The sequence below is a fragment of the Deferrisoma camini S3R1 genome (assembly GCF_000526155.1).
Lineage (GTDB): Bacteria > Desulfobacterota > Deferrisomatia > Deferrisomatales > Deferrisomataceae > Deferrisoma > Deferrisoma camini.
In genome coordinates, this window is record NZ_JAFN01000001.1 from 3,654,061 (window position 1) to 3,674,831 (window position 20,771).

Genomic DNA, 20,771 nt, shown 5'->3' on the forward strand with positions numbered 1-20,771 from the left:
GGTGTGGTGACGAGGCCGGACCGAGGGGAGGATCAACCCGAGGCCTCCCCTTCCCGTTCCCGCAGGGACTTGCACTCGACGCACAACGTGGCCCAGGGGACCGCCTCCAACCGCGCCCGCGGGATGGGTTCGCCGCAGTCCTCGCACACCCCGAAGCTGCCCTGCTCTATGCGCTCCAGGGCCTCCTCGATCATGCGCAGTTGCTCCCTCTCCCGTTCGCTCAGGTTCAGGAGCACCTGCCGGTTGTACGTGACGGCCGCATCGTCGGCCACGTCCTGAACCGCGTCGGTCCCCAGGGAGAAGCTCTCCTGCTTGAGCTCCTCCACCTCTCCGGCCAGCTCGTCCCGGAGCGCCAGGAGCCGCTCCTTCCAGGTCTGCAGTTCCTTCGGATCCATCGCGATCTCCTCCCCGGTAACTTTGGGCCTTTGGCCCGCTGGAAGGCTAGGAGGCTAGAAGGCTAACCACCTCATTTCTCCTAGCGTTTCGAGCAGGCCCAAGTCACAGGCCCGGCGGGCATGGGGTCTGCCGGAGAGCCGGGCGCGGCTCCTATGCTCGCCGCGCAGTGCCTCCAGCGTCTGGACCGCGAAATGGTACCCCTTGCACGCAGCTGTGATGAAACCAGCTCCCGTGTCTTGTGCCTGCGCGGCGAATCTCAACGCTCGGCTTCGCGCCCGGCCGGAGGTAGACCCCATGCCCCACACGCAACGCTCGGGCCGACACTTACGCGAAGTTTGTACCCCGCAAACAGGCCGCCTCGCGGCCTGCCGGAGTTCCACGGTAACCTCGGGCCTCCGACACTACGCCCCCCCTTCCCGGGCCCGCGGCCCGGGCACCCGCACGTCGCCGCGGCGCACGGTGACCCTTCGGCCGTCCAGGTACTCGAGCAGCGGAATCGTGTACTTGCGGGTGGTTCCCGTGAAGGCCTTGATGTCGGCCACCCCGATCTCCGGCTGCCGGCGAAACAGCTCCACCACGTGGGCGGCCAGGGCGTCTAGGTCCTCGACCCGGAACAGATACCCCTCCTTGGTGCGGTGAACGGCGCCCTGCTCCACCAGGTATTCCACCACCGGCCGGATCGTCCGTTCGTCCAGGCCGAGCTCCGAGGCGAGTTCGGCCTGGGTCGGTCCTTCGAACCGCCGCCTGCCAAGCATCCCCAGGATGCGGGAGCGGGCCTCCTCGTCCCCGGCGTCGAGCTGGGGCACGAACTCGGCCAGCCGCACGATGTTGCCCTCGGCCGCGATGCGGCCCTGGGCGTTCAGGTCCCCCAGCACGTACTCCACCAGCTTCGGGTCGGCGTGGCGGGGCAGCCTTCCCCGTAGCTCCTCCCGACCCAGCCCCCGGCGCAAGGGGTTCTCGGCGTGGAACCTCGCCAGGAGGCCCAACGCCTTTTCGGCCAGCTCGTCCACCACGGCCCGGTGGTGGTGGCGCTGGGTCTTGCGGTCGGTCACCCGGGCCACCCCCGACCGAACCACCGCCTGGAGCTGGTTCCGAGCTTCCTCCAGGGTGGTCCCCAGGGCCACCTGGGCCTCCTGCGGGGTCAGCCCCCGGTACCCCCGGGCCGCGAGGAACGCTCCGAGCCGTTCCCCGGGCTCCCCCCTGTGGAGCACCTCGAGGGACCGGACCGTGTCGGGCCGCTTGCCCCGGTGCCGGCGGGGCTGGTGGTCCAGCACCACCCCGCCCCCCAGTGTGCGGGGCGGGGAGAAGGACCGCAGGACGAAACGGTCCCCGGGGCAGGTGACGATCCACTCGGCGCTGCGCAGTTGGGCGTAGGCCGCCTCCCCCGGCGCCAGCTGGTCGCCTTCGAGGAGAGCCACCACCACCGGCACCTCCTGGGTGCCCACGTGGAGCCGGACCCGGGCCCGGTCCGCCAGCGGCCGGGGCTCCCCCGGCAGGAGCTCCAGATGCACGTCCACCATGCGGGTGGGGGCAAGGGTGCCGGGGTGGGCCACGGTGACCCCCCTCTCCAGGTCCCCCACGTCCAGGCCCGCCAGGTTGAGGGCCGCCCGTTGACCGGCCACCGCCTTGGAGGCGTCGCGGCCGTGCACCTGGATGTTCCGGATCTTGGTCCCCCGGTCGGCCGGCAGGACCACGGCCTCGTCGTCGCGCCGGGCCGAGCCGGAGATCACGGTGCCCGTGACCACCGTGCCGAACCCCCGAATCGTGAACACCCGGTCCACCGGCAGGCGGAACACGCCCCGGCTGCCCCGCGGGGGCACCCGGGACGCCAGGGAGTCGAGCTCGCGCAGCAGCACGTCGAGCCCCTCACCGGTCACCGAGCTCACCGGCACGATCGGCGCACCTTCCAGGAACGTGCCCTGCACGGCCTGCTCCACGTCGTCCCGGGCCAGCTCCAGAAAGTCTGGGTCCACCGTATCGGCCTTGGTCAGGGCCACGAGACCGTGCTGCACCCCGAGGAGCCGGCAGATGTCCAGGTGCTCTCGGGTCTGGGGCATCACCCCCTCGTCGGCCGCCACCACCAGCAGCACCAGGTCGATCCCGGCCGCGCCGGCCACCATGTTCTTGACGAACCGCTCGTGACCCGGCACGTCCACCACCGACAAGCCGGTGCCGCCGGGGAGCTCGAGGTGGGCGAACCCGAGCTCGATCGTGATGCCCCGCTCCTTCTCCTCCTTGAGACGATCCGTGTCGGTGCCGGTGAGGGCCCGGACCAGGGAGGTCTTCCCGTGGTCGATGTGCCCTGCCGTGCCGAGGGTGAGACGAGGTGCGTCGCGCATGGAACCCCATCGAACACTGGGGAACGGATCCCCCGGAAAAAGATCGTAGGATGCTAGCAGAGGGCCCCCGGCCCTTCAAGCAAGCCGGGATCGCCGGGACGGTCGGGTCCGGTCGGATCCGACCGCGGCGAGGAGGCACCCGCCCACGACCAGGACCCCGCCGGCCCACTGGGCCGGTCCCGGGAGCTCCCCCAGGGCGACCGCGGCCACGAGGCCGGCGTAGAGGGGTAGGGTGTTGTAGAAGGCCATGGCTCCGGAAGGGCCCAGGCGGCGCACGCCCTCGTTCCATGCCAGGAAGGCCAGGAACGAGGGCCCGGCTCCGATGTAGAGCAGCGCCGCCACCACGCCGGGCGACCATGCCGGGGGCGTGCGGGTCCACTCCCACCCGGCCGGCCCCACGAGGACCAGGGCCCCGAGCACCGTGGAGGTGGCCGTGACCCAGACCGTGGGGTGGCGTTCCAGGAGCTTGCGGCCGGCGATGGAGTAGAGGGCCCAGCAGATCACGGCGCCGAGCACCAGCACGTCGCCGGGGTTGAACCGCAGCCGGGCCAGGGTCTGCCAGGACCCCTGGGAGAGGATCACGGCCACCCCCACCAGGCTCACCACGGCTCCCACCACGTGCCGCCGGGCCAAGGGCGTGCCCACGAGCATCCGGGCCAGCAGCACCGTGGCCAGGGGGCCTGCCGCGTTCACCAGGCCCGCGTTCACCGCGGTGGTGCTCCGCAGGCCCGCGTACAGGAGCACCTGGAACCCCACCACCCCGCTCAGTGCCATGGCGGCCACGAGCCAGCGGTCCGCCGGCCGGAGGGGTTGGTGGGTGCCCCCCCTGCGCCACAGCAGCGCCGCGAACAGGACCGACGCAATGACTCCCCGCGCCGCCGCCAGGGTCCACGGGCCCACCGCCTCCCGAAGGGCCCGCCCCAGAACCACGTTGCCCGCCCAGAGGAGGGTGGCCGCGTTCACGAAAAGGTAGTCCGTCCATCTGCCCAAGGGAGCCTCCGTCGTGGGGGGAAGCGCTTGCCGGCGCGGCGCGGCTGTCGGATCGATGCTGTTAACTCGGCGACAAAATAGACGCGCCTCCTCGAGGGGCGGGGCAAGGGACCTGCCTCCGGCCGGGCGCGAAGCCAGGCATTGAGATCCGCCGCGCAGGCACAGGACCGAAGAGCTGATTTCATGACAACTCGGTGGGATCCAAACCGTCTCGCGGTCCGAGCGTCAGAGGCGCTGCGCGGCGAGCTAAGGGGCCGCGCCCGGCAGGTCCCTTGTCCCCGAGCAGGGAGCGGTAGCGCCTGTTTGTCAGCCGGGTTGATAATATAGCCGATCCGGACACGGCCCGCTCGGCAGGGGCGGAGCCCGAGGGGTTCAAGCCGGCGGGACGGCCGGCCGAAAGGAGGAGCCAGATGCCCCAGTTCCGGGTGAATGCACAGGACGTGGACGAGGAGGCCGGGCGGGCCGTCGTGCGGGGTGCCGAGGCCCGGCACATGAGCCGGGTGCTCCGGCTGCGGCCGGGCCAGAGGGTCCAGGTGTTCGACGGGGTCGGCGGCCGGTGGTCGGGCGTCGTGGAGCGGGCGGAGGCAGAGACAGAGGTGTGGGTGGCCGGGCTGTCGAGGTTGCCCGGCAACGAGCCGACCCTCGACCTGGAGCTCCTGGTGGCCCTTCCCAAGGGGGAGCGCTGGGAGGGAGTGCTGGAGAAGGGCACCGAGCTCGGAGTGGCCCGGTTCCTTCCCGTGTACACGGGCCGTACGGTACCTCGGCTGCGGGAGGACCGCCGGGCCGCCAAGGTGGACCGGTGGAGCCGGATCGTTGCCGCGGCCGCCAAGCAGTGCGAACGGGGGCGGGTGCCGGTGGTGAAGCCTCCCGTGGACCTGGCCGAGGCCCTGGAGACTCTGGGGCCGCCTCGTCCGGGTGAGGTCCGGATCGTGTGGGCGGAACGCCGGGGCCGCGATCCGTGGCCGTCGCTCCGGCCGGCCCGGGTGGTGCTGGCGTCGGGCCCGGAGGGAGGGTGGGCCCCCGAGGACCTCGAGCGTCTGACGGCGGCCGGGTTCGTGACGATGGGGCTGGGGCCGAGGATCCTCAGGGCCGACACCGCGGCCGTGGTGGGTGCGGCGTTGGCCCAGGCCCGATGGGGCGATCTTGTGGGCCGGGCCCCGGGGTGGTAGGTTGCCCCAGAGATGCCCGGCGGATCGGAGGACAGCGCCATGAAATGCCCGAAGTGCGGTTACATCAGCTTCGACCACCTGGACGAGTGCCGCCGGTGCGGCACCGACCTTCGGGACGCCCGGGCCCTTCTGGGGTTGATCGTGGTCCGCCCCGAAGACCGTGTGCGGCTGCCCGCCGGCCCGCCGGCGGAGGAGCCCACGGAGGCCGAGGGGTTCGTGACCGCCGGCGAGGAGATCGAGGCGGTGGACCTCGCCGCCGAGGGGGAGGCGGAGGGGGGCGAGGATCTCCTGGCAGGCCTGGACTTCGAGGAGTCGTTCGAAGACGTGGTGGAGCGCACCCAGTACGAGGAGGTGGAACAAGAGGAGGCCGGAGAGGAGGACGACGGGCTCCTGGACCTGGACTTCGGAGACCTGTTCGCCGACGAAAAGCAGGACTCCTGAGAAAGGGGGCCCGTCCATCGTCGGTTCGGGCGGGTACCGGGCGAACGATACTCTCTTGGCGAAGGCCTGATAAGCACCCGGTAAGCCCCAGCGGGCTCTCGTGTCGCGTTTCCGAGATTTCGTTGTTTTCTCAAGGGGTGGGGCTGGAGGCCCCTCCTTTGCTGAACGGCCTCGCAGGGGCGGCCCGAGCTGGCCCGCCGTCGCGCTTCGTCGGAGCCCCCAGCCCCACCGAAGCAATCCGCATACGGTTTTGCGAAACGGTACACGGGCAGCCTAGCGGGCCGAAGGCCCCACACCGAGGACCAGCGACTGACGACCAGCGACCGGAATGTTTCCTTTTCCTTGACCCCGCCCCGGCGGGTGGGGTACCGTGCGAGACGAACGTCGTTCCATCGGCGTCGAGCGGCAGGTCGGGTTCCCACAATCCCAAGATCGGGTGTGAAGGAGAGGTCGCCGGCCTCTCCTTTTTTCGTAGGACCCCCCACTGGGGTGAGGGGTCAGCAACACAAGGAGTCTTCGTGAGCACGCAGTTTCCCCCGTTTGTCGTCCGTCGAGTCCACTGTGACCGTCCCATCGTACAGGGAGGAATGGGGGTGGGGGTGTCGTTGGCCCCCCTGGCCGGAGCCGTGGCCCGGGAGGGAGGAATGGGCACGGTGTCGAGCGCCTGTTTGGACCGCCTGGTGACCCGACGGATCGGCCGGGAGGTGGGGGCCAGGGAGGCCGCTGCCATCGAGGTGGCCGAGGCGAAGCGCCTTTCCGGCGGCCGGGGGGCGGTGGCGATCAATGTGATGGTGGCGATCCAGGGGGCCTACGCCGACAGCGTGCTGGGGGCGTTGGACGGGGGGGTGGACGCCATCGTGTCCGGAGCGGGGCTGCCCCTTTCCCTTCCGAACGTGGTGGCCGGCCACCCCCGGGCGGATGAGGTGGCCCTGATCCCGATCGTGTCCTCGGCCCGGGCCCTGCGGGTGTTGGGGAGGCGTTGGGCCGCGGCGGGCCGCCGGCCCGACGCCGTGGTGGTCGAAGGGCCCCTGGCCGGCGGGCACCTGGGATGGAAGACGGCCCAGGAGGTGGAGGACCCCGCCCACCGGCTGGAGGTGCTCCTGGACGAGGTGCTGGCCGAGGCCCGGCGCCAGGGGGGCATTCCCGTGATCGCGGCCGGGGGGATCTTCGACCGGGCCGACGTAGAGGCCATGCTCTCCCGCGGCGCGGCAGCCGTCCAGCTGGGCACCCGGTTCCTCGTCACCGAGGAGAGCAGCGCCTCTCCGGCCTACAAGCGGGCTGTGGTGGCGAGCACGGCCCAGGACGTGGAGGTGGCGATGGAGCCCGGAAGCCCCTGCGGGCTGCCGTTTCGGGTGCTCCGGTCCTCCACCATGTACCGGCTGGCCGCGGGCGGAGCCTTGCGGGTGCGGTGCGACAAGGGGTACCTGCGAGGGCCCCACGGGTGCCTGGCCGTGCGGGAGCAGGGCCGGTATTTCTGCATCTGCAACGGGCTGCTGAGCTCGGCGGGATACAATACCGGCGAGGAGCCCCCCCTCTACACCGTGGGGGCGAACGCGCCGCGGGTGGACCGGATCCTTCCCGTGGCCGAGCTCATGGCCGAGCTGGTCGGGGCGAAGCCCGTCACCCTGCCCCAGGCGGTCAACGCCTGAGGCATCCTCCAGGCACCCGGCCGGCGAGGCCCCACTCCCGGAACCCCCCCATGGCGGAGCTGAGCGACATCCTCTCGGTGATCGCCGAGGCCCTGGGTCCCTACGACCCCGACGAGGCGGTGGTGGAGGCCCTGCGCACCCTGCTCGACAACCGCTACGAGGGGCTGATCGTGGTGGATGCCGAGGGCCGGGTCGTGTACATGAACCGGGAGAACGAAAGGTTCCTCGGCCTGGCCCGCGGGGCCGCCAAGGGCCGGCACATCACCGACCTGATCCCTTCCTCCCGCCTCCACGTGGTGTGTCAGACCGGCCGAGCCGAGGTGGGTCACCTGCAGGAGATCGAGGGCAAGACCAAGGTGGTGGCCCGGATCCCCCTGCGGCGCGACGGCCGCGTGGTGGGCGCCATGGGCTCGATTATGTTCCGCGACCTTCGCGAGGTGGACCGCCTCGCCCGCAAGGTTCGGGTGCTCGAGGACCAGGTCGCCAGCTACCAGCGCAAGCTCCGGCAGCTGCCCCAGCGAAACCGCTATACCTTCGACAACATCCTGGGCCGGGGCCGCAGGCTGCGCGAGGCCGTGGACCTGGCCAAGCGGGTGGCCCGGTCCGACGCGGACGTGCTCCTGGTGGGGGAGACCGGCACCGGCAAGGAGCTGTTCGCCCACGCCATCCACAACGAGAGCCCCCGGGCCCACGGCCCGTTCGTGCGGCTGAACTGCGCCGCGATCCCCCGGGACCTGGCCGAGTCGGAGCTGTTCGGGTACGAGCCCGGCTCGTTCTCGGGCGCCGACCGCAAGGGGCGGATCGGCAAGTTCGAGCAGGCCCACGGGGGCACCATCTTCCTCGACGAGATCGGCGAGCTCCCCTTAGACATCCAGGCCAAGCTCCTCCGGGTGCTGCAGGAACGGGAGGTGGAGAGGCTGGGGGGCACCGGCCCCCGGTACGTGGACTTCCGGCTCGTGGCGGCCACCAACGTGGACCTGAAGGACCTCGTAGAGGCGGGACGGTTCCGGGCCGACCTGTACTTTCGCATGAACCGGATGCTGGTGTACCTGCCTCCCCTCCGGGATCACCCGGAGGACATCCCCTTGTACGTCGAGCACTTCCTGGAGACCCACTACGACTTCGAGGGGACCGGCAAGCGCCGCATGGCCCCCGAGGCCCTGGCCGCCCTCCAGGCCTACCCCTGGCCCGGGAACGTGCGGGAGCTCCAGAACGTGGTGGAGCGGGTGGCGTGGAACGCCACCGGCCCGGAGATCCGTCTTGCGGATCTGCCGCCCCAGATCCTCACCGCCGACCCCGCCGCCCGGGCGGCCGGGGGGGAGGGGGAGGGCACGCTCCTGCGTCAGGCGGTGGAGGAGGCCGAGAAGCGGGTGATCCGCCGGGTGCTCCAGATCACCGGCGGCAACAAGAAGCGGGCGTGTGAGCTGCTGGGCATCCACCGGGCTACCCTGTACCAGAAGCTAGCGCGCTACGGCGAAAAATAGCCGCCCAATCCCTTCCTTCGGGGCGACCCCGATGCCCCGCCACGGCGTGACGTGTCGTGAAAAATAGACATGTCGTGCTGTCCCTACACGCCTCGCCCCCTATTGTGGGGCCCTTTCCCGCGTTTTTCCCGGCCAGTGTCTATTTTTTTAGACGCTCCTTCGGGGGGAGCAGTAGGGATGTTCTCCGTCATGTGCGTTTAACCATATGAAATTGTTGCATTAATGTTTCTTTTGTCCTTTTGGCACGCTCCCTGCAGGAGATCCCGTGGGGCCGGACGAGCCCGTTCCGGCCATCCCGGGTCTGCCGTCCCGTGGCGCCCGGTCGGTCTGCGGGGGGAGGAGGTTCTCCCATGGGTGAGGTGGTGCGGATCTTTGCGGCCGGAACGGCCGCGGTGTTCGTGGGCATGGGGCTCGTGTATGCGGCGGTGCGGCTGGTGGCGTTTGGAGTGGACCGGTGGGCCCGGGGCCGGGAGGAGACGCCGTGAGCCCCGTGGTCGGGTGGTTGGCGGACCTCGGGGCGCAGACCGGGTTCCTGGGCCTGTCCTGGGGGCATCCGGTGATGTGGGCCCTGGCCGGCGGGTTCCTGTACCTGGCCATCGCGAAGAAGTTCGAGCCCTTGCTGCTCGTGCCGATCGCGTTCGGGATGCTGGTGGTGAACCTGCCGGGGACCGGCCTGATGGAGCCCGGGGAGGGGCTGCTGTGGCGGTTCTTCCACTACGGGATCGAGTGGGAAGTGATCCCGCCGCTGATCTTCCTGGGGCTCGGGGCCATGACCGACTTCGGCCCGCTCCTGAGCCAGCCTCGCCTGATCTTCCTCGGCGCGGGCGCCCAGGTGGGGGTGTACATCACGTTCTTCTGCGCCCACCTCATGGGGTTCGATCTGAAGGAGGCGGCCACGATCGGGATCATCGGCGGGGCCGACGGCCCCACCACCATCTACCTGGGGTCCCGGCTGGCGCCCCACATGCTCGGCACCGTGGCCGTGGCCGCCTACTCGTACATGGCCATGGTGCCCCTGATCCAGCCGCCGATCATGCGCCTCATGACCACCCGGCAGGAGCGTCGCATCCGGATGTCCAAGGCCCGCAAGGTCCATCCGCTGGAGAAGATCCTGTTTCCGGTGGTGGCCGCCGTGGCCGTGATCCTGCTGGTGCCGGCCTCGGCCCCCCTGATGGCCATGTTCATGCTGGGCAACCTGTTCCGGGAGTCCAAGGTGGTGGATCGGTTGACCGGGGCGAGCCAGAACGAGCTGATGAACATTGTGACGATCCTGCTGGGGATCAGCGTGGGGGCCACCATGCGGGCCGAGACCTTCCTCCAGCCCCGGGTCATCTTCGTGTTCGTGCTGGGCCTGTTCGCCTTCATGGTGAGCACCGCGTCGGGGATCGCGCTGGCCAAGCTGATGAACCTGGTGAGCCGGGACAAGGTGAACCCCCTGCTGGGGGCCGCCGGGGTGAGCGCCGTGCCCATGGCCGCCCGGGTGGTCCACAAGGTGGCGTCCGAGGAGGACCGGCAGAACTACCTGCTGATGTACGCCATGGGCCCGAACGTGGCCGGGGTGTTGGGGACCCTGATCGCCGCGGGCGTGTTCCTGGCCATGGCGGGGTGAGGGGTGGTCCCGGACCGCGAGGTGGTGGTCCGGACGCGTGGTCTTGTTCGGAACACTCGGAGATCAAAAGGGTTGCGAGCTTTCTCGCCCCACAGCTTCCCAGCCTCCCCGCGGGCCGAAGGCCCAAGGGGTGGAACGGAAAGGAGAATTGCATCATGATGGAAGTCCGAGCGCCGATGGCCGGCAACGTGTGGAAGGTGGAGTGCGCCGTCGGGGACGCCGTGGCCGCGAACGACCCGGTGGTCATCCTGGAGGTGATGAAAATGGAGGCGGAGGTGTACGCCCCCGTCGCCGGGGTGGTTCGGGAGGTGCGGGTGCAGCCCGGGGACGCGGTGGAGGAGGATCAGGTTCTCATCGTCATCGAGCCGGCGTGAAACAACCCATAGTTAAGGAGGAGATGCCATGGTTTTCGAGCTCACCCCCGAACAGAAGATGGTCCAGGAGCAGGCCCGGCGGTTCGCCGAGAACGAGATCAAGCCCTACGTGGAGAAGGAGGAGGCCGAGCACGCGTTTCCCTTGGAGAGGGTGCGCAAGATGGCCGAGCTCGGCTTCTTCGGGTGCGGCATCGACGAGAAGTACGGAGGCAACGGCATGGGGCTGCTGGAGAGCGTGCTCCTGGCCGAGCAGATCGCCAAGGTCAGCCCCTCGTGGAGGCTGCCGTTCAACATGCAGAACCTGGGTCCGGCCCTGACGGTGCAGAAGTTCGGGACCGAGGAGCAGAAGGAGAAGTACATCCCCGGCTGGGTGAGCGCCGAGAAGATCGGGTTCTTCGCGATCACCGAGCCCAACAGCGGCTCGGACGTGGCCGGCATGAAGACCACGGCCACCGACAAGGGGGACCACTGGGAGCTCAACGGCACCAAGACCTGGATCTCCAACGCCCACGTGGGCGACGTGGGCCTGGTGTACGCCTACACCGACCGGGCCAAGAAGTACCAGGGCATGACCTGCTTCATCGTGGACCTGAAGAACACCGAGGGCATCACCACCCGCGGCATCGAGACCAAGCTGGGCCTGCACTGCGCCCCGACCGGCGAGATCTACTTCGACGGCGCGAAGATCCCCAAGGACTCGGTGCTGGGACAGGTGGGCGAGGGTTTCAAGATCTGCATGTGGCAGCTCAACAACACCCGCCTGGGCTGCGCCGCCGGGGCCCTGGGCTGCGCCGGCGGGCTGCTGGATCTGGCGATCCAGTACGCCAACGAGCGCACCCAGTTCGGGAAGCCCATCGGGCAGTTCCAGATGATCCAGGCCTCGATCGCCGAGCTGGTGGCCGAGCACCACGCGGCCCAGCTCCTGGTGTACCGGGCCGCCTACCTGAAGGACAAGGGCCTGCCCAACCAGTTCGAGACCTCGATCGCCAAGTACTACTCAGCCGAGGCCGCCGTGCACGCGGCCAACGAGGTGATGAAGATCTACGGCTCCTGGGGCTACTCCACCGAGTACCCGGTGGAGCGCTACTTCCGGGACGCCAAGTCCTACCAGGTGGTGGAGGGCACCTCCAACATCCAGAAGCTCATCATCGCCGGCATCGCCCTGGGCAACGCCCCCAACCGGTGACGCCCCTCCCCCCTCCGGCACGAACGCCCCGGCCGCCTGCGTGGTCGGGGCGTTTTCGTCTGGGAAGCCTCGGTGGGCCACGGGGCGGCTCTCCGGTTCTCGCCCAGCCCTCCACCAGGCCCCATGCCCCCGAGTTGTGGCGCCAGCAACGTCCGGGCTGAAAGCGGAGGGGGCATGGGGCCCGCTTCCGGCCGCGCGCGAAGCCGGGCATGAGATTCGCCGCGCAGGCACGGGGCAGCCACCGTGGTTTCCTAACAGGCCGGCCGGAGCCGAGCGGTTTCAGGGTACAAGCGTTGAAGGCGCTGCGCGGCGAGCTAAGGGGCCGCACGCGGCTCTCCAGCAGACCCCATGCCCCCGAGAAGCTCTGGTGGCGGCTCGGGAGCCGCCCGCCCATCTGCCCACCGGGCCGAGGGCCCGATGTTATGGTCTTTCGACCGACGACCGTAGACCGTAGCCGCCCCATGTTTTGTCTCCGGAAACCCGGGTCCAGGGGTTGCATACCGACCGTGCGTTTGGTAAACAGGGGAACGTTTCGATCCCGTGTTTTCCCCGGCGGAAGGCCCCGTGCCGGCGAGCGGCCGAACGGGCGCGGTGGAAAACGGTCGGGGTCGTTTGAATCTTCACCGCTCGCGTCGCATGCCGCGGGACGCGAGCCGCCCTGCCCTTACCCCCTCCAGCCTGGACGAAGGGAGCGCAAGATCATGAACATCGCCGACACCCTGGACCGGAACAACATTTTCTTTCCGGAACGCGAAGCCATCGTCTACGGTGACCAGACCTGGACCTACGGCCGGTTTTGGACCGACGCGAACCGCCTGGCCAACGCGCTCACCGCGCTCGGGGTGAAGCAGGGGGACAAGGTCTGCCTGTTCCTCACCAACTGCCCCGAGTTCATCATCGCCTACTACGCCTGCCAGAAGGTGGGGGCTGTGGCGGTCTCGATCTCGAGCATGTGTAAGGCGGACGAGGTGGAGTACATGGTGAACGACTCCGAGGGGGTCGTCCTGATCACCGAGGAGGGCCTGATGGAGAACGTGCCGGCCCGGGACAAGATGCCGGGGCTGCGCACCGTGGTCTCCATCGACGGCGGCTCGGGGGACCGGACCTGGGACGAGTTGCTCGAAGGCGGCTCGTCGGAGTTCCGCACGGTGTACACCGACCGCCACGACGGCGCGGCCATCATCTACACCTCGGGCACCACCGGGAAGCCCAAGGGCGTGGTGCTGACCCACGGCAACGTGGTCTCGAACACCAACGCGGCCAAGTACATGTGTCAGATGCGGCCCGACGACCGGGCCATCTGCTTCCTGCCCATCTACCACTCGTTCGCCCAGAACTTCATCTTCAACTCGGTGGTCCAGTCCGGGGGCACCCTGGTGCTCCACAAGAAGTTCGACCTGGACCGGGTGCTGGAGAGCCTCAAGAACGATCGGATCACCCGGTGGTACGCCGTTCCGGCCATCTACATCATGGTGCTGAACGATCCCCGCTCCGCCGAGGCCATGAAGACGGTGCGGTACTGCTTCTCGGCGGCCTCGGCCATGCCGGGCGAGGTGGCCCGCCAGTGGAAGGAGAAGTTCGGCCTGGTGATCAACGAGGGCTACGGCCTGACCGAGACCACCCCGTTCACCACCTACAACCACGAGTTCCGGCACAAGGAGGGCTCGGTGGGCACGGCCATCATGGACGTGGAGGTGCGCATCGCCGACAACGACGGCAACGAGGTGCCCCGCGGGGACCTGGGCGAGATCTGGATCAAGGGCCCCAACGTCATGAAGGAGTACTACCGCAAGCCCGAGGCCACGGCCGAGACCATCGTGAACGGGTGGCTGCGCTCGGGCGACATCGGGTACATGGACGACGAGGGGTACGTGTTCATCGTGGACCGGCTGAAGGACATGATCAACTCGGCCGGGCTCAAGATCTGGCCCCGGGAGGTGGAGGAGGTGATCTACACCCACCCCAACGTGCGCGAGTGCGCGGTGATCGGGGTGCCCCACGAGGTGTTCGGCGAGACCGTGAAGGCCGTGATCGCCCTGAAGGAGCCGGGCAAGACCACGGCCGAGGAGATCATCGACCTGGTGAAGCAGCACCTGGCCGACTACAAGGCCCCGCGGATCGTGGAGTTCCTGGACGAGCTGCCCAAGAACCCCACCGGAAAGATCTTGAAGCGGGAGCTCAAGGAGCGGGAGAAGAAGCTCCGGGGTGGCGCATAGGGAGTGATCGAAACTTCCGACCGGAGACCGTCGACCGTTGACCGAACTTCAGAGGGAGGAGGAACCATGTTCACGAAGGCGTACATCCCGTTCCGAGGTTACTACTCGAGCCCGTTCGCCAAGTGGCAGGGCACCCTGTCCACCGAGCACTCCCTGAAGCTGGGGGCCCAGACCGCGGCCCGGTGGTTCGCCGACAAGGGCTGGGACCCCAAGCAGTTCGACTACCTGTACCTCGGGTACACCATCCACCAGAAGCAGGCGTTCTACGGCGCTCCCTGGGTGGCCGGCATGATCGGGGCCGAGGAGGTGCCGGGGTGCAACGTGAGCCAGGCGTGCTCCACCTCGACCACCTGCCTGTACTACGCGGCCGCCGGGCTGGAGTCCGGGGCCATGGGCCACGTGCTCACCCTGATGACCGACCGGTGCTCCAACGGCCCCCACGTCCTGTGGCCGAACCCCCTGGGCCCGGGCGGGCAGATGGTCGCGGAAGACTGGGTCATGGAGAACTTCAACCGGGACCCGTTCGCCAAGAACGCCATGATCCAGACCGCGGAGAACGTGGCCAAGGAGATCGGGGTCACGAAGGAGGAGTGCGACGAGCTCACCGCGATCCGGTACGAGCAGTACACCAAGGCCCTGGAGAACGACCGGGCGTTCCAGCGACGGTACATGTTCCCGGTGGAGGTGCGGGTGAGCAAGAAGAAGACCCTCACCCTGGAGGCGGACGAGGGCATCATCCCCACCGACCGGGAGGCCCTGGCCAAGCTGCCGCCGGTGCTTCAGGGCGGGGTGCACTCGTTCGGGGCCCAGACTCACCCGGCCGACGGCAACTGCGCCGTGGTGGTGACCACCCGGGACCGGGCCCGGGAGCTGTCGGCCGACCCCGGCGTGGAGATCCAGATCCTGTCCTACGGGTTCGCCCGGGTGCGCAAGGGGTTCATGCCCATGGCGCCGGTGCCGGCGGCCCGGATGGCCCTGGAGCGGGCGGGCATCACCATCGACCAGGTGGCGGCGCTCAAGACCCACAACCCGTTCGTGGTGAACGACATCTACTTCGCCCGGGAGTTCGGTATCGACCCGGCGCAGGCCAACAACTACGGAAGCCCCCTCATCTTCGGCCACCCCCAGGGCCCCACCGCCGGCCGGTGCGTCATCGAGATGATCGAGGAGCTGGTGGAGAAAGGAGGCGGGTACGGCCTGTTCACCGGGTGCGCGGCCGGCGACACCGGCGCCGCCCTGGTGGTCAAGGTGGACTCCAAAGGTTAGCGACCTCCGGTTCCTGCGGGACCGGCCCCACGACGAAGGAGAAGCCATGAAAGAAGTGCTGTCCGGAAACGAGGCCATCGCCAGGGGGGCGTGGGAGGCCGGGGTGCGCTACGCCGCGGCCTACCCCGGGACCCCCTCCACCGAGATCCTGGAGAACATCGGCACCCGGTACCGGGACGACATCTACAGCCAGTGGTCGCCCAACGAGAAGGTGGCCCTGGAGACCGCGGTGGGGGCGTCGATCGCCGGGGTGCGGGCCCTGGCCGCCATGAAGCACGTGGGCGTGAACGTGGCCGCCGACCCCCTGTTCACGGCCTCGTACACCGGGGTGCGGGGCGGGCTGGTGCTGGTGTGCGCCGACGACCCGAACCTCCACTCCAGCCAGAACGAGCAGGACAACCGCAACTACGCCAAGTTTGCCAAGATCCCCCTCGTGGAGCCCTCGGACTCCCAGGAGGCCAAGGAGTTCCTGAAGATCGCCTTCGAGATCTCGGAGCAGTTCGACACGCCGGTGCTGTTTCGCACCACCACCCGCATCTCCCACTCCAAGTCCATCGTGGCGCTGGGGGATCGGGCCGACCTGCCCCGGCCCGACCACATGGAGCGGGACGTCAAGAAGTACACGATGCTGCCGGCCTACGCCCGGCCCAAGCACCCCAAGATCGAGGAGCGGCTCCAGAACCTGCGGGCCTACGGCGCCACGAGCCCCCTGAATCGGGTGGAGATGGGGGACCGGTCCGTGGGGATCGTGGCCTCGGGCATCGCGTACCAGTACGCCAAGGAGGCGCTGCCCAACGCGAGCTTCCTGAAGCTGGGGCTGACCTATCCCATCCCCGACGACCTGGTGCGCGAGTTCGCCTCCCAGGTGGACCAGCTGATCGTGGTGGAGGAGCTCGACCCGTTCCTGGAGGAGCAGATCCGGCTCCTGGGCATCGAGGTGGCCCACGGCAAGGACTGGTTCCCGATCACGGGGGAGCTCTCCCCCGAGATGGTGGCCGAGCGGCTCACGGGCCAGGCCTTCGATCACCAGCCCGCGGCCGAGGGGCTGCCCGTGCGGCCGCCCGTGCTGTGCCCGGGGTGCTCCCACCGGGGCGTGTTCACGGTGCTCCGCAAGCTCAAGGTGTACGTGTCGGGCGACATCGGCTGCTACACCCTCGGTGCCCTTCCCCCGTTCGAGGCGCTCCACGCCTGCCTGTGCATGGGCGGGTCGATCACCATGGCCCACGGCATCTCCAAGGCCATGGGCGAGGTGACCGACCGCAAGGACAAGACCGTGGCCGTGATCGGGGACTCCACGTTCTTCCACTCGGGCGTGACCGGGCTCATGGACATGATCTGGAACGGCGGCCACTCCGTGGTGATGATCCAGGACAACCGCATCACGGCCATGACCGGCGGCCAGGTGACCCCGGGGATCGGCAAGACCCTGATGGGCGCGGACTCCCCGGCCATCGACATCGAGAAGCTGGTGGTCACCCTGGGGGTGAAGCCCGAGAATGTGCGGGTGGTGAGCGCCTACGACCTCAAGGAGATCGAGACGGTCCTCAAGGAGGAGCTCGACAAGCCCGAGCCCTCGGTGGTGATCACCAAGGATCCCTGCGTGCTCCAGTACCGCGTGAAGAACACCCCCATGCGGGTGGATCCCGAGGCGTGCACCGCCTGCGGGGTGTGCCTCCGGACCAGCTGCATCGCCCTGGGCATGGTCGGCGAGGGGGACGCGAAGCACGCCGAGATCGATCCCAACTTCTGCACCGGGTGCACCGTGTGCGCCCAGGTCTGCAAGTTCGACGCCATCCGGCCCCAGGAATAGGGCCGCACTGCCTTGACGGAGGGTTCCATGAAAACCGTGAATCTGTTGCTGAGCGGGGTCGGGGGTCAGGGCGTCATCCTGGCGAGCGCGATCCTGTCCCGGGCGGCCCTTCTGCAGGGCCTCGACATCAAGCAGAGCGAGGTCCACGGCATGAGCCAGCGGGGGGGCAGCGTGGTGAGCCACGTGCGCGTGGGCGAGAAGGTGCACTCCCCCCTGGTGGCCGAGGGCGGGTGCGACATCCTCCTTGGGTTCGAGCCGCTCGAGGCCCTTCGGTTCGCCCACTGGGTGCGCAAGGACGGCACCATCGTGTACACCCCGGACCGGGTGAACCCGTCCACCGTGTCGGCCGGCCTGGCCGAGTACCCGGACGACGTGGAGGAGCGGCTCCGGACCTACCCGGTGAACCTGGTGCGGGTGGAGGCGGCGGCCCTGGCCGAGCGGGCGGGCAACCGCCGGGCCGCCAACGTGGTGCTGGTGGGCGCGGCCTCCCGTTACCTGGACTTCCCCCTGGAGGTCTGGGAGAAAGCCGTGGAGGAGAGCGTGCCGCCCAAGGTGCGCGACGTGAACCGCGAGGCGTTCCGGCTCGGCCGGGAGGCCTGATCCGGGCTGGGTTCGCAGACGTGGAAAGAGGGGGCACGGACGTCCGTGCCCCCTCTTTTGGGACCCGGGGATCGGGTAGACCGTTGTTTGGTTGTGACGGGGGTGAACCGTGTTTTGATCAAACGAACAGCATTTTCGCGCTTGATCCGCAACCGAACGAATGGTAGGTTATCAACCGCGTTTGATTGGCGCTCCCCGACAGGGGCGGGGAAAGCGGCGGTTCATCCACCCCCTCACGAAAGGAGAGGAAGCATGCGACACTGGAAGCACTTGACAGCCCTGGTCGTTGCGGCGGGCGTGGCCCTGAGCCTCGGGGTCGGCATGGCGGCGAAGAAGAAAAATCCGCTCGAGGCGTGGAAGCCCAAGTTCGACCCCTCGGGCGCCAAGTACGTGATGAAGGTGTCGAACATCTCCCATCCGGTGATCGAGGGGATCGCGGTGGGCTACCGCATCCGGGACGAGCTGTGGAAGCGCACCAACGGCCAGATCTACTTCGACTACTATCCCCTGGCCCAGCTCGGCGGCGAGGTGGAGGTGCTGAACCAGCTCGTGATGGGGGCCGTGCAGGGCATGCTGTGCTCCTCGGTGGCCGTGACCAACATCGCGCCCCGCATGGGCCTGGTGAACCTGCCGTTCCTCATCAACTCCTTTGACAAGCTCGACAAGTTCATCGCCAACAAGGAGCTGTTCAACGAGTTCCTGTCCAGCGCCGAGGACAAGGGCATCATGGGCGTGGACATCACGGGCTACGGCAACTACGGCTGGGCCACCACCAAGCCGGTGCGCACCTACGAGGACGCCAAGCCCCTGAAGTTCCGGATCGCCGAGGCCGCGGTGAACCAGAGCCTGTACAAGGCGTGGGGTCTCAACGCGGTGGTGATGCCGTGGCCCGACGTGCACATCGCGCTCAAGCAGGGCGTGATCGACGCCCTGGACCACACCCCGATGGTGTGCAACATCACCAAGAAGTTCGAGGTGGCCAAGTACTTCACCCAGATCAACTACGCCCAGGGCCTGTTTATCCACCTGATCAACAAGGCCTGGTTCCAGAGCCTGCCCAAGGACCTCCAGAAGACCCTGCTCGACGTGATCCGCGAGGAGTGCGCCAAGACCCGCGTGCTGACCCGTCAGCAGGAGGAGCGGGAGATCGAGAAGGCCAAGGCCAGCGGCGTGCAGTTCTTCACCCTGCCCGAGGAGGACATGAAGCTGCTTCGCCAGAAGGGCGACGTGGTCCACAAGGAGTGGGCCGACAAGATCGGTCCGGAGTACCTGAAGAAGGTGCAGGACTTCATGGGCTACAAGCTCTAGACGAGCACCCGGGCCGGGGGCGCTGCCGACGAGGTGTCGGGGCCCCCGGCCCGTTTTGTTCCCACGGGAGGAGACTTCCATGGTTCGCAAGGTCCTGTACGTGCTCGACCGGGTCCTGACCTTTTTCGAGGAGTGGACCCTGTTCCTCACGGTGATGGTCGCTCTTTTGGCCCTGTTTGTGAGCGTTGTCACGCGCTACACCATCACCTACACCCTGACCTGGCCCGAGGAGCTGGTGCGGGAGGTGATCATGTACACCACGTTCATCGGGTCGGCCGCGGCGGTGAAGAACCGGGCCCTGATCCGGATCGACGCGGTTCCCAATCTGTTTCCGTGGATCCGGAAGCCTCTGGACTTCCTCAACCACGCGGTCGTGTTGGTGTTCGGGGTGTTTATGACCTACTACGGCTGGAAGCTCGTGCAACTCCAGTACGTGACCAAGCAGACCACCATCATCCTGAAGATCCCCCAGTACCTGCTCTACCTCATGCTGCCGGGAATGGGGATCCTGATGATCCTGCGGCTCCTGCACGTGGTGTACGAGGACATCACGGGCCGGCCGGTGGCGGGCGAGCCGGATGCCGAGTCAGCGGATTAGACGGGAGAGCGGACCATGGAAATGAATAACACCATTTACTACGTGCTGCTGCTCCTGCTCGGCGGGCTCGCCACCACCATCCCGGTGTACATGTGCCTGTTTTTCACCGGGGTGATCGGGCTGGCGTTCTTCGCCATGACGAGCATGCCCTTCGACACCCAGTCGATGCTCCTGGCCCAGGCGTTTTACCGAAGCATGGACAAGTTCGCCCTGGTGGTCGTGCTGTTCTTCATCCTGTGCGGGAACATCATGACCTCGGGTTCGATCGTGGACAAGCTGATCAAGACGGCCAAGGCCGTGGTGGGGTTCTTCCCGGGCGGGCTGGGCATGGCCGGCGTGGTGGCCTGCGGTCTGTTCGGTGCCATCTCGGGGTCCACCGTGGCCACGGTGGTGGCCATCGGCGGGTTCATGATCCCGGCCCTGATCGCGGAAGGGTACGACGAGAAGTACAGCGTGGGGGTCATGACCTCGGCCCCAATCCTGGGGATCATCATTCCGCCGTCGATCTCGATGATCCTGTACTCCATGATCACCAACGACTCCCTGGCGGCCCTGTTCATGACGGGGTTCGTGCCGGGGTTCCTGATCACCCTGGCCATGTGCGTGTACACGTACTACGTATGCAAGAAGAGCGGGTTCCGGATGCAGAAGCCGCCGCCGTTCCGCGAGTTCATGGCGGTGATTCGGGAGAGTTTCTGGGCCCTGATGCTCCCGGTGATCATCTTCGGCGGGATCTTCTCGGGCGTGTTCACGGCCAACGAGGCCGCGGTGGTGGCCTGCGTGTACGCCTTCATCGTGGAGATCTTCATCCACAAGGACATGGGGTTCGCCGACGTCAAGAAGGTGGTCGTGTCGTCGGCCGTGACCTCTGCCACCCTGCTGGTGATCGTGGCTGGGGCCACGGTGTTCGGCAAGTACCTCACCGTGGAGCGCCTGCCCCAGATCATCACCGAGGCGGTCACCTCGAACATCACGAACAAGTGGGTGTTCCTGGCCGTGGTGAACGTGTTCCTGCTCATCGTGGGCATGTTCATGGACATCATCTCGGCCACGCTGATCCTGACCCCCATCTTCCTGCCCATGCTCTACCAGTTCGGGATCAACAGCCTTCACTTCGGGCTCTTGATGACCGTGAACCTGGGTATCGGGTACATCACGCCGCCCATGGGGGTGAGCCTGTACATCACCGGAGCCGTGGCCAAGAAGGACCTGATCTACGTCACCCGGGCCGTGATGCCGTTCATCCTGCTCCAGCTCATCGTGCTGGCGATCCTCACGTACATTCCGGATCTGGTGCTGTTCCTGCCCAAGTTCTTCTATCCGAACAGTTTCTAGG

Annotated in this window: 18 protein-coding genes; 15 read left to right on the forward strand and 3 right to left on the reverse strand. The window is 68.0% G+C overall.

The features are described from left to right. Positions 1-32 precede the first annotated feature (32 nt). The 3 genes from DEFCA_RS0116180 to DEFCA_RS0116190 form a co-directional block, all read right to left on the reverse strand. Positions 33-395, reverse strand: a complete 363-nt coding sequence (locus DEFCA_RS0116180) for a TraR/DksA family transcriptional regulator (protein WP_025324049.1) — start codon at positions 393-395, stop codon at positions 33-35. A gap of 402 nt (positions 396-797) precedes the next feature. Next, the gene (gene selB / locus DEFCA_RS0116185; RefSeq protein WP_025324050.1) at positions 798-2,735 is read right to left on the reverse strand and encodes a selenocysteine-specific translation elongation factor; all 1,938 of its coding nucleotides are present in this window, start codon (positions 2,733-2,735) and stop codon (positions 798-800) included. 75 nt (positions 2,736-2,810) lie between these two features. Next, on the reverse strand, positions 2,811-3,725 hold the full coding sequence (locus DEFCA_RS0116190; RefSeq protein WP_025324051.1) for a DMT family transporter: 915 nt from the start codon (positions 3,723-3,725) through the stop codon (positions 2,811-2,813). A 410-nt stretch (positions 3,726-4,135) separates the two neighbouring features. On the opposite strand from DEFCA_RS0116190, the gene DEFCA_RS0116195 reads away from it, so the two are divergent. The 15 genes from DEFCA_RS0116195 (at position 4,136) to DEFCA_RS0116265 (ending at position 20,770) form a co-directional block, all read left to right on the forward strand. Continuing rightward, positions 4,136-4,894: an RsmE family RNA methyltransferase gene (locus tag DEFCA_RS0116195; RefSeq protein ID WP_025324052.1), complete on the forward strand. Its 759-nt coding sequence runs from the start codon at positions 4,136-4,138 to the stop codon at positions 4,892-4,894. A gap of 39 nt (positions 4,895-4,933) precedes the next feature. Then, positions 4,934-5,335, forward strand: a complete 402-nt coding sequence (locus DEFCA_RS22455) for a hypothetical protein (RefSeq protein ID WP_025324053.1) — start codon at positions 4,934-4,936, stop codon at positions 5,333-5,335. Positions 5,336-5,853: 518 nt separating this feature from the next. Continuing rightward, entirely contained in the window at positions 5,854-6,984 is a 1,131-nt protein-coding gene (locus tag DEFCA_RS22460) for an NAD(P)H-dependent flavin oxidoreductase (RefSeq protein WP_025324054.1), read from the forward strand. Between the two features lie 50 nt (positions 6,985-7,034). Continuing rightward, positions 7,035-8,468 carry a sigma-54 interaction domain-containing protein gene (locus tag DEFCA_RS0116210; protein ID WP_025324055.1) on the forward strand — a complete coding sequence of 478 codons (1,434 nt, stop codon included), beginning with the start codon at positions 7,035-7,037 and terminating at the stop codon, positions 8,466-8,468. Positions 8,469-8,818: 350 nt separating this feature from the next. Beyond that, on the forward strand, positions 8,819-8,953 hold the full coding sequence (locus tag DEFCA_RS24400; RefSeq protein ID WP_281173792.1) for a hypothetical protein: 135 nt from the start codon (positions 8,819-8,821) through the stop codon (positions 8,951-8,953). Positions 8,954-8,958: 5 nt separating this feature from the next. After that, positions 8,959-10,077, forward strand: coding sequence for a sodium ion-translocating decarboxylase subunit beta (locus DEFCA_RS0116220; RefSeq protein WP_025324056.1), 1,119 nt, complete (start codon positions 8,959-8,961; stop codon positions 10,075-10,077). Positions 10,078-10,232: 155 nt separating this feature from the next. Continuing rightward, the gene (locus DEFCA_RS0116225; protein ID WP_025324057.1) at positions 10,233-10,451 is read left to right on the forward strand and encodes a biotin/lipoyl-containing protein; all 219 of its coding nucleotides are present in this window, start codon (positions 10,233-10,235) and stop codon (positions 10,449-10,451) included. Between the two features lie 28 nt (positions 10,452-10,479). Further along, a complete protein-coding gene (acd, locus tag DEFCA_RS0116230; RefSeq protein ID WP_025324058.1) occupies positions 10,480-11,637 on the forward strand; it encodes a glutaryl-CoA dehydrogenase Acd in 1,158 nt (385 codons plus the stop codon). 701 nt (positions 11,638-12,338) lie between these two features. Beyond that, positions 12,339-13,853, forward strand: coding sequence for a class I adenylate-forming enzyme family protein (locus DEFCA_RS0116235; protein ID WP_025324059.1), 1,515 nt, complete (start codon positions 12,339-12,341; stop codon positions 13,851-13,853). A gap of 66 nt (positions 13,854-13,919) precedes the next feature. Beyond that, a complete protein-coding gene (locus DEFCA_RS0116240; RefSeq protein WP_025324060.1) occupies positions 13,920-15,119 on the forward strand; it encodes a thiolase family protein in 1,200 nt (399 codons plus the stop codon). Positions 15,120-15,165: 46 nt separating this feature from the next. Next, complete coding sequence (gene iorA, locus DEFCA_RS0116245) at positions 15,166-16,929, forward strand: indolepyruvate ferredoxin oxidoreductase subunit alpha (protein ID WP_025324061.1); 1,764 nt, start codon at positions 15,166-15,168, stop codon at positions 16,927-16,929. A 27-nt stretch (positions 16,930-16,956) separates the two neighbouring features. Then, positions 16,957-17,529 (forward strand): indolepyruvate oxidoreductase subunit beta, encoded by a 573-nt coding sequence (locus DEFCA_RS0116250; RefSeq protein ID WP_025324062.1) that lies wholly within the window; start codon positions 16,957-16,959, stop codon positions 17,527-17,529. A gap of 252 nt (positions 17,530-17,781) precedes the next feature. Further along, the gene (locus DEFCA_RS0116255; protein ID WP_025324063.1) at positions 17,782-18,837 is read left to right on the forward strand and encodes a TRAP transporter substrate-binding protein; all 1,056 of its coding nucleotides are present in this window, start codon (positions 17,782-17,784) and stop codon (positions 18,835-18,837) included. A gap of 79 nt (positions 18,838-18,916) precedes the next feature. After that, on the forward strand, positions 18,917-19,435 hold the full coding sequence (locus DEFCA_RS0116260; RefSeq protein ID WP_025324064.1) for a TRAP transporter small permease: 519 nt from the start codon (positions 18,917-18,919) through the stop codon (positions 19,433-19,435). Positions 19,436-19,456: 21 nt separating this feature from the next. After that, positions 19,457-20,770, forward strand: a complete 1,314-nt coding sequence (locus tag DEFCA_RS0116265; protein WP_025324065.1) for a TRAP transporter large permease — start codon at positions 19,457-19,459, stop codon at positions 20,768-20,770. Position 20,771: the final 1 nt, after the last annotated feature.

Coding starts and splice junctions, on each gene's coding strand:
- DEFCA_RS0116180 (WP_025324049.1), bottom strand. CDS start 395: ATGGATCCGAAGGAACTGCAGACCTGGAAGGAGCGGCTCCTGGCGCTC.
- selB (WP_025324050.1), bottom strand. CDS start 2,735: ATGCGCGACGCACCTCGTCTCACCCTCGGCACGGCAGGGCACATCGAC.
- DEFCA_RS0116195 (WP_025324052.1), top strand. CDS start 4,136: ATGCCCCAGTTCCGGGTGAATGCACAGGACGTGGACGAGGAGGCCGGG.
- DEFCA_RS22455 (WP_025324053.1), top strand. CDS start 4,934: ATGAAATGCCCGAAGTGCGGTTACATCAGCTTCGACCACCTGGACGAG.
- DEFCA_RS0116210 (WP_025324055.1), top strand. CDS start 7,035: ATGGCGGAGCTGAGCGACATCCTCTCGGTGATCGCCGAGGCCCTGGGT.
- DEFCA_RS24400 (WP_281173792.1), top strand. CDS start 8,819: ATGGGTGAGGTGGTGCGGATCTTTGCGGCCGGAACGGCCGCGGTGTTC.
- DEFCA_RS0116225 (WP_025324057.1), top strand. CDS start 10,233: ATGATGGAAGTCCGAGCGCCGATGGCCGGCAACGTGTGGAAGGTGGAG.
- acd (WP_025324058.1), top strand. CDS start 10,480: ATGGTTTTCGAGCTCACCCCCGAACAGAAGATGGTCCAGGAGCAGGCC.
- DEFCA_RS0116235 (WP_025324059.1), top strand. CDS start 12,339: ATGAACATCGCCGACACCCTGGACCGGAACAACATTTTCTTTCCGGAA.
- DEFCA_RS0116240 (WP_025324060.1), top strand. CDS start 13,920: ATGTTCACGAAGGCGTACATCCCGTTCCGAGGTTACTACTCGAGCCCG.
- iorA (WP_025324061.1), top strand. CDS start 15,166: ATGAAAGAAGTGCTGTCCGGAAACGAGGCCATCGCCAGGGGGGCGTGG.
- DEFCA_RS0116250 (WP_025324062.1), top strand. CDS start 16,957: ATGAAAACCGTGAATCTGTTGCTGAGCGGGGTCGGGGGTCAGGGCGTC.
- DEFCA_RS0116255 (WP_025324063.1), top strand. CDS start 17,782: ATGCGACACTGGAAGCACTTGACAGCCCTGGTCGTTGCGGCGGGCGTG.
- DEFCA_RS0116260 (WP_025324064.1), top strand. CDS start 18,917: ATGGTTCGCAAGGTCCTGTACGTGCTCGACCGGGTCCTGACCTTTTTC.
- DEFCA_RS0116265 (WP_025324065.1), top strand. CDS start 19,457: ATGAATAACACCATTTACTACGTGCTGCTGCTCCTGCTCGGCGGGCTC.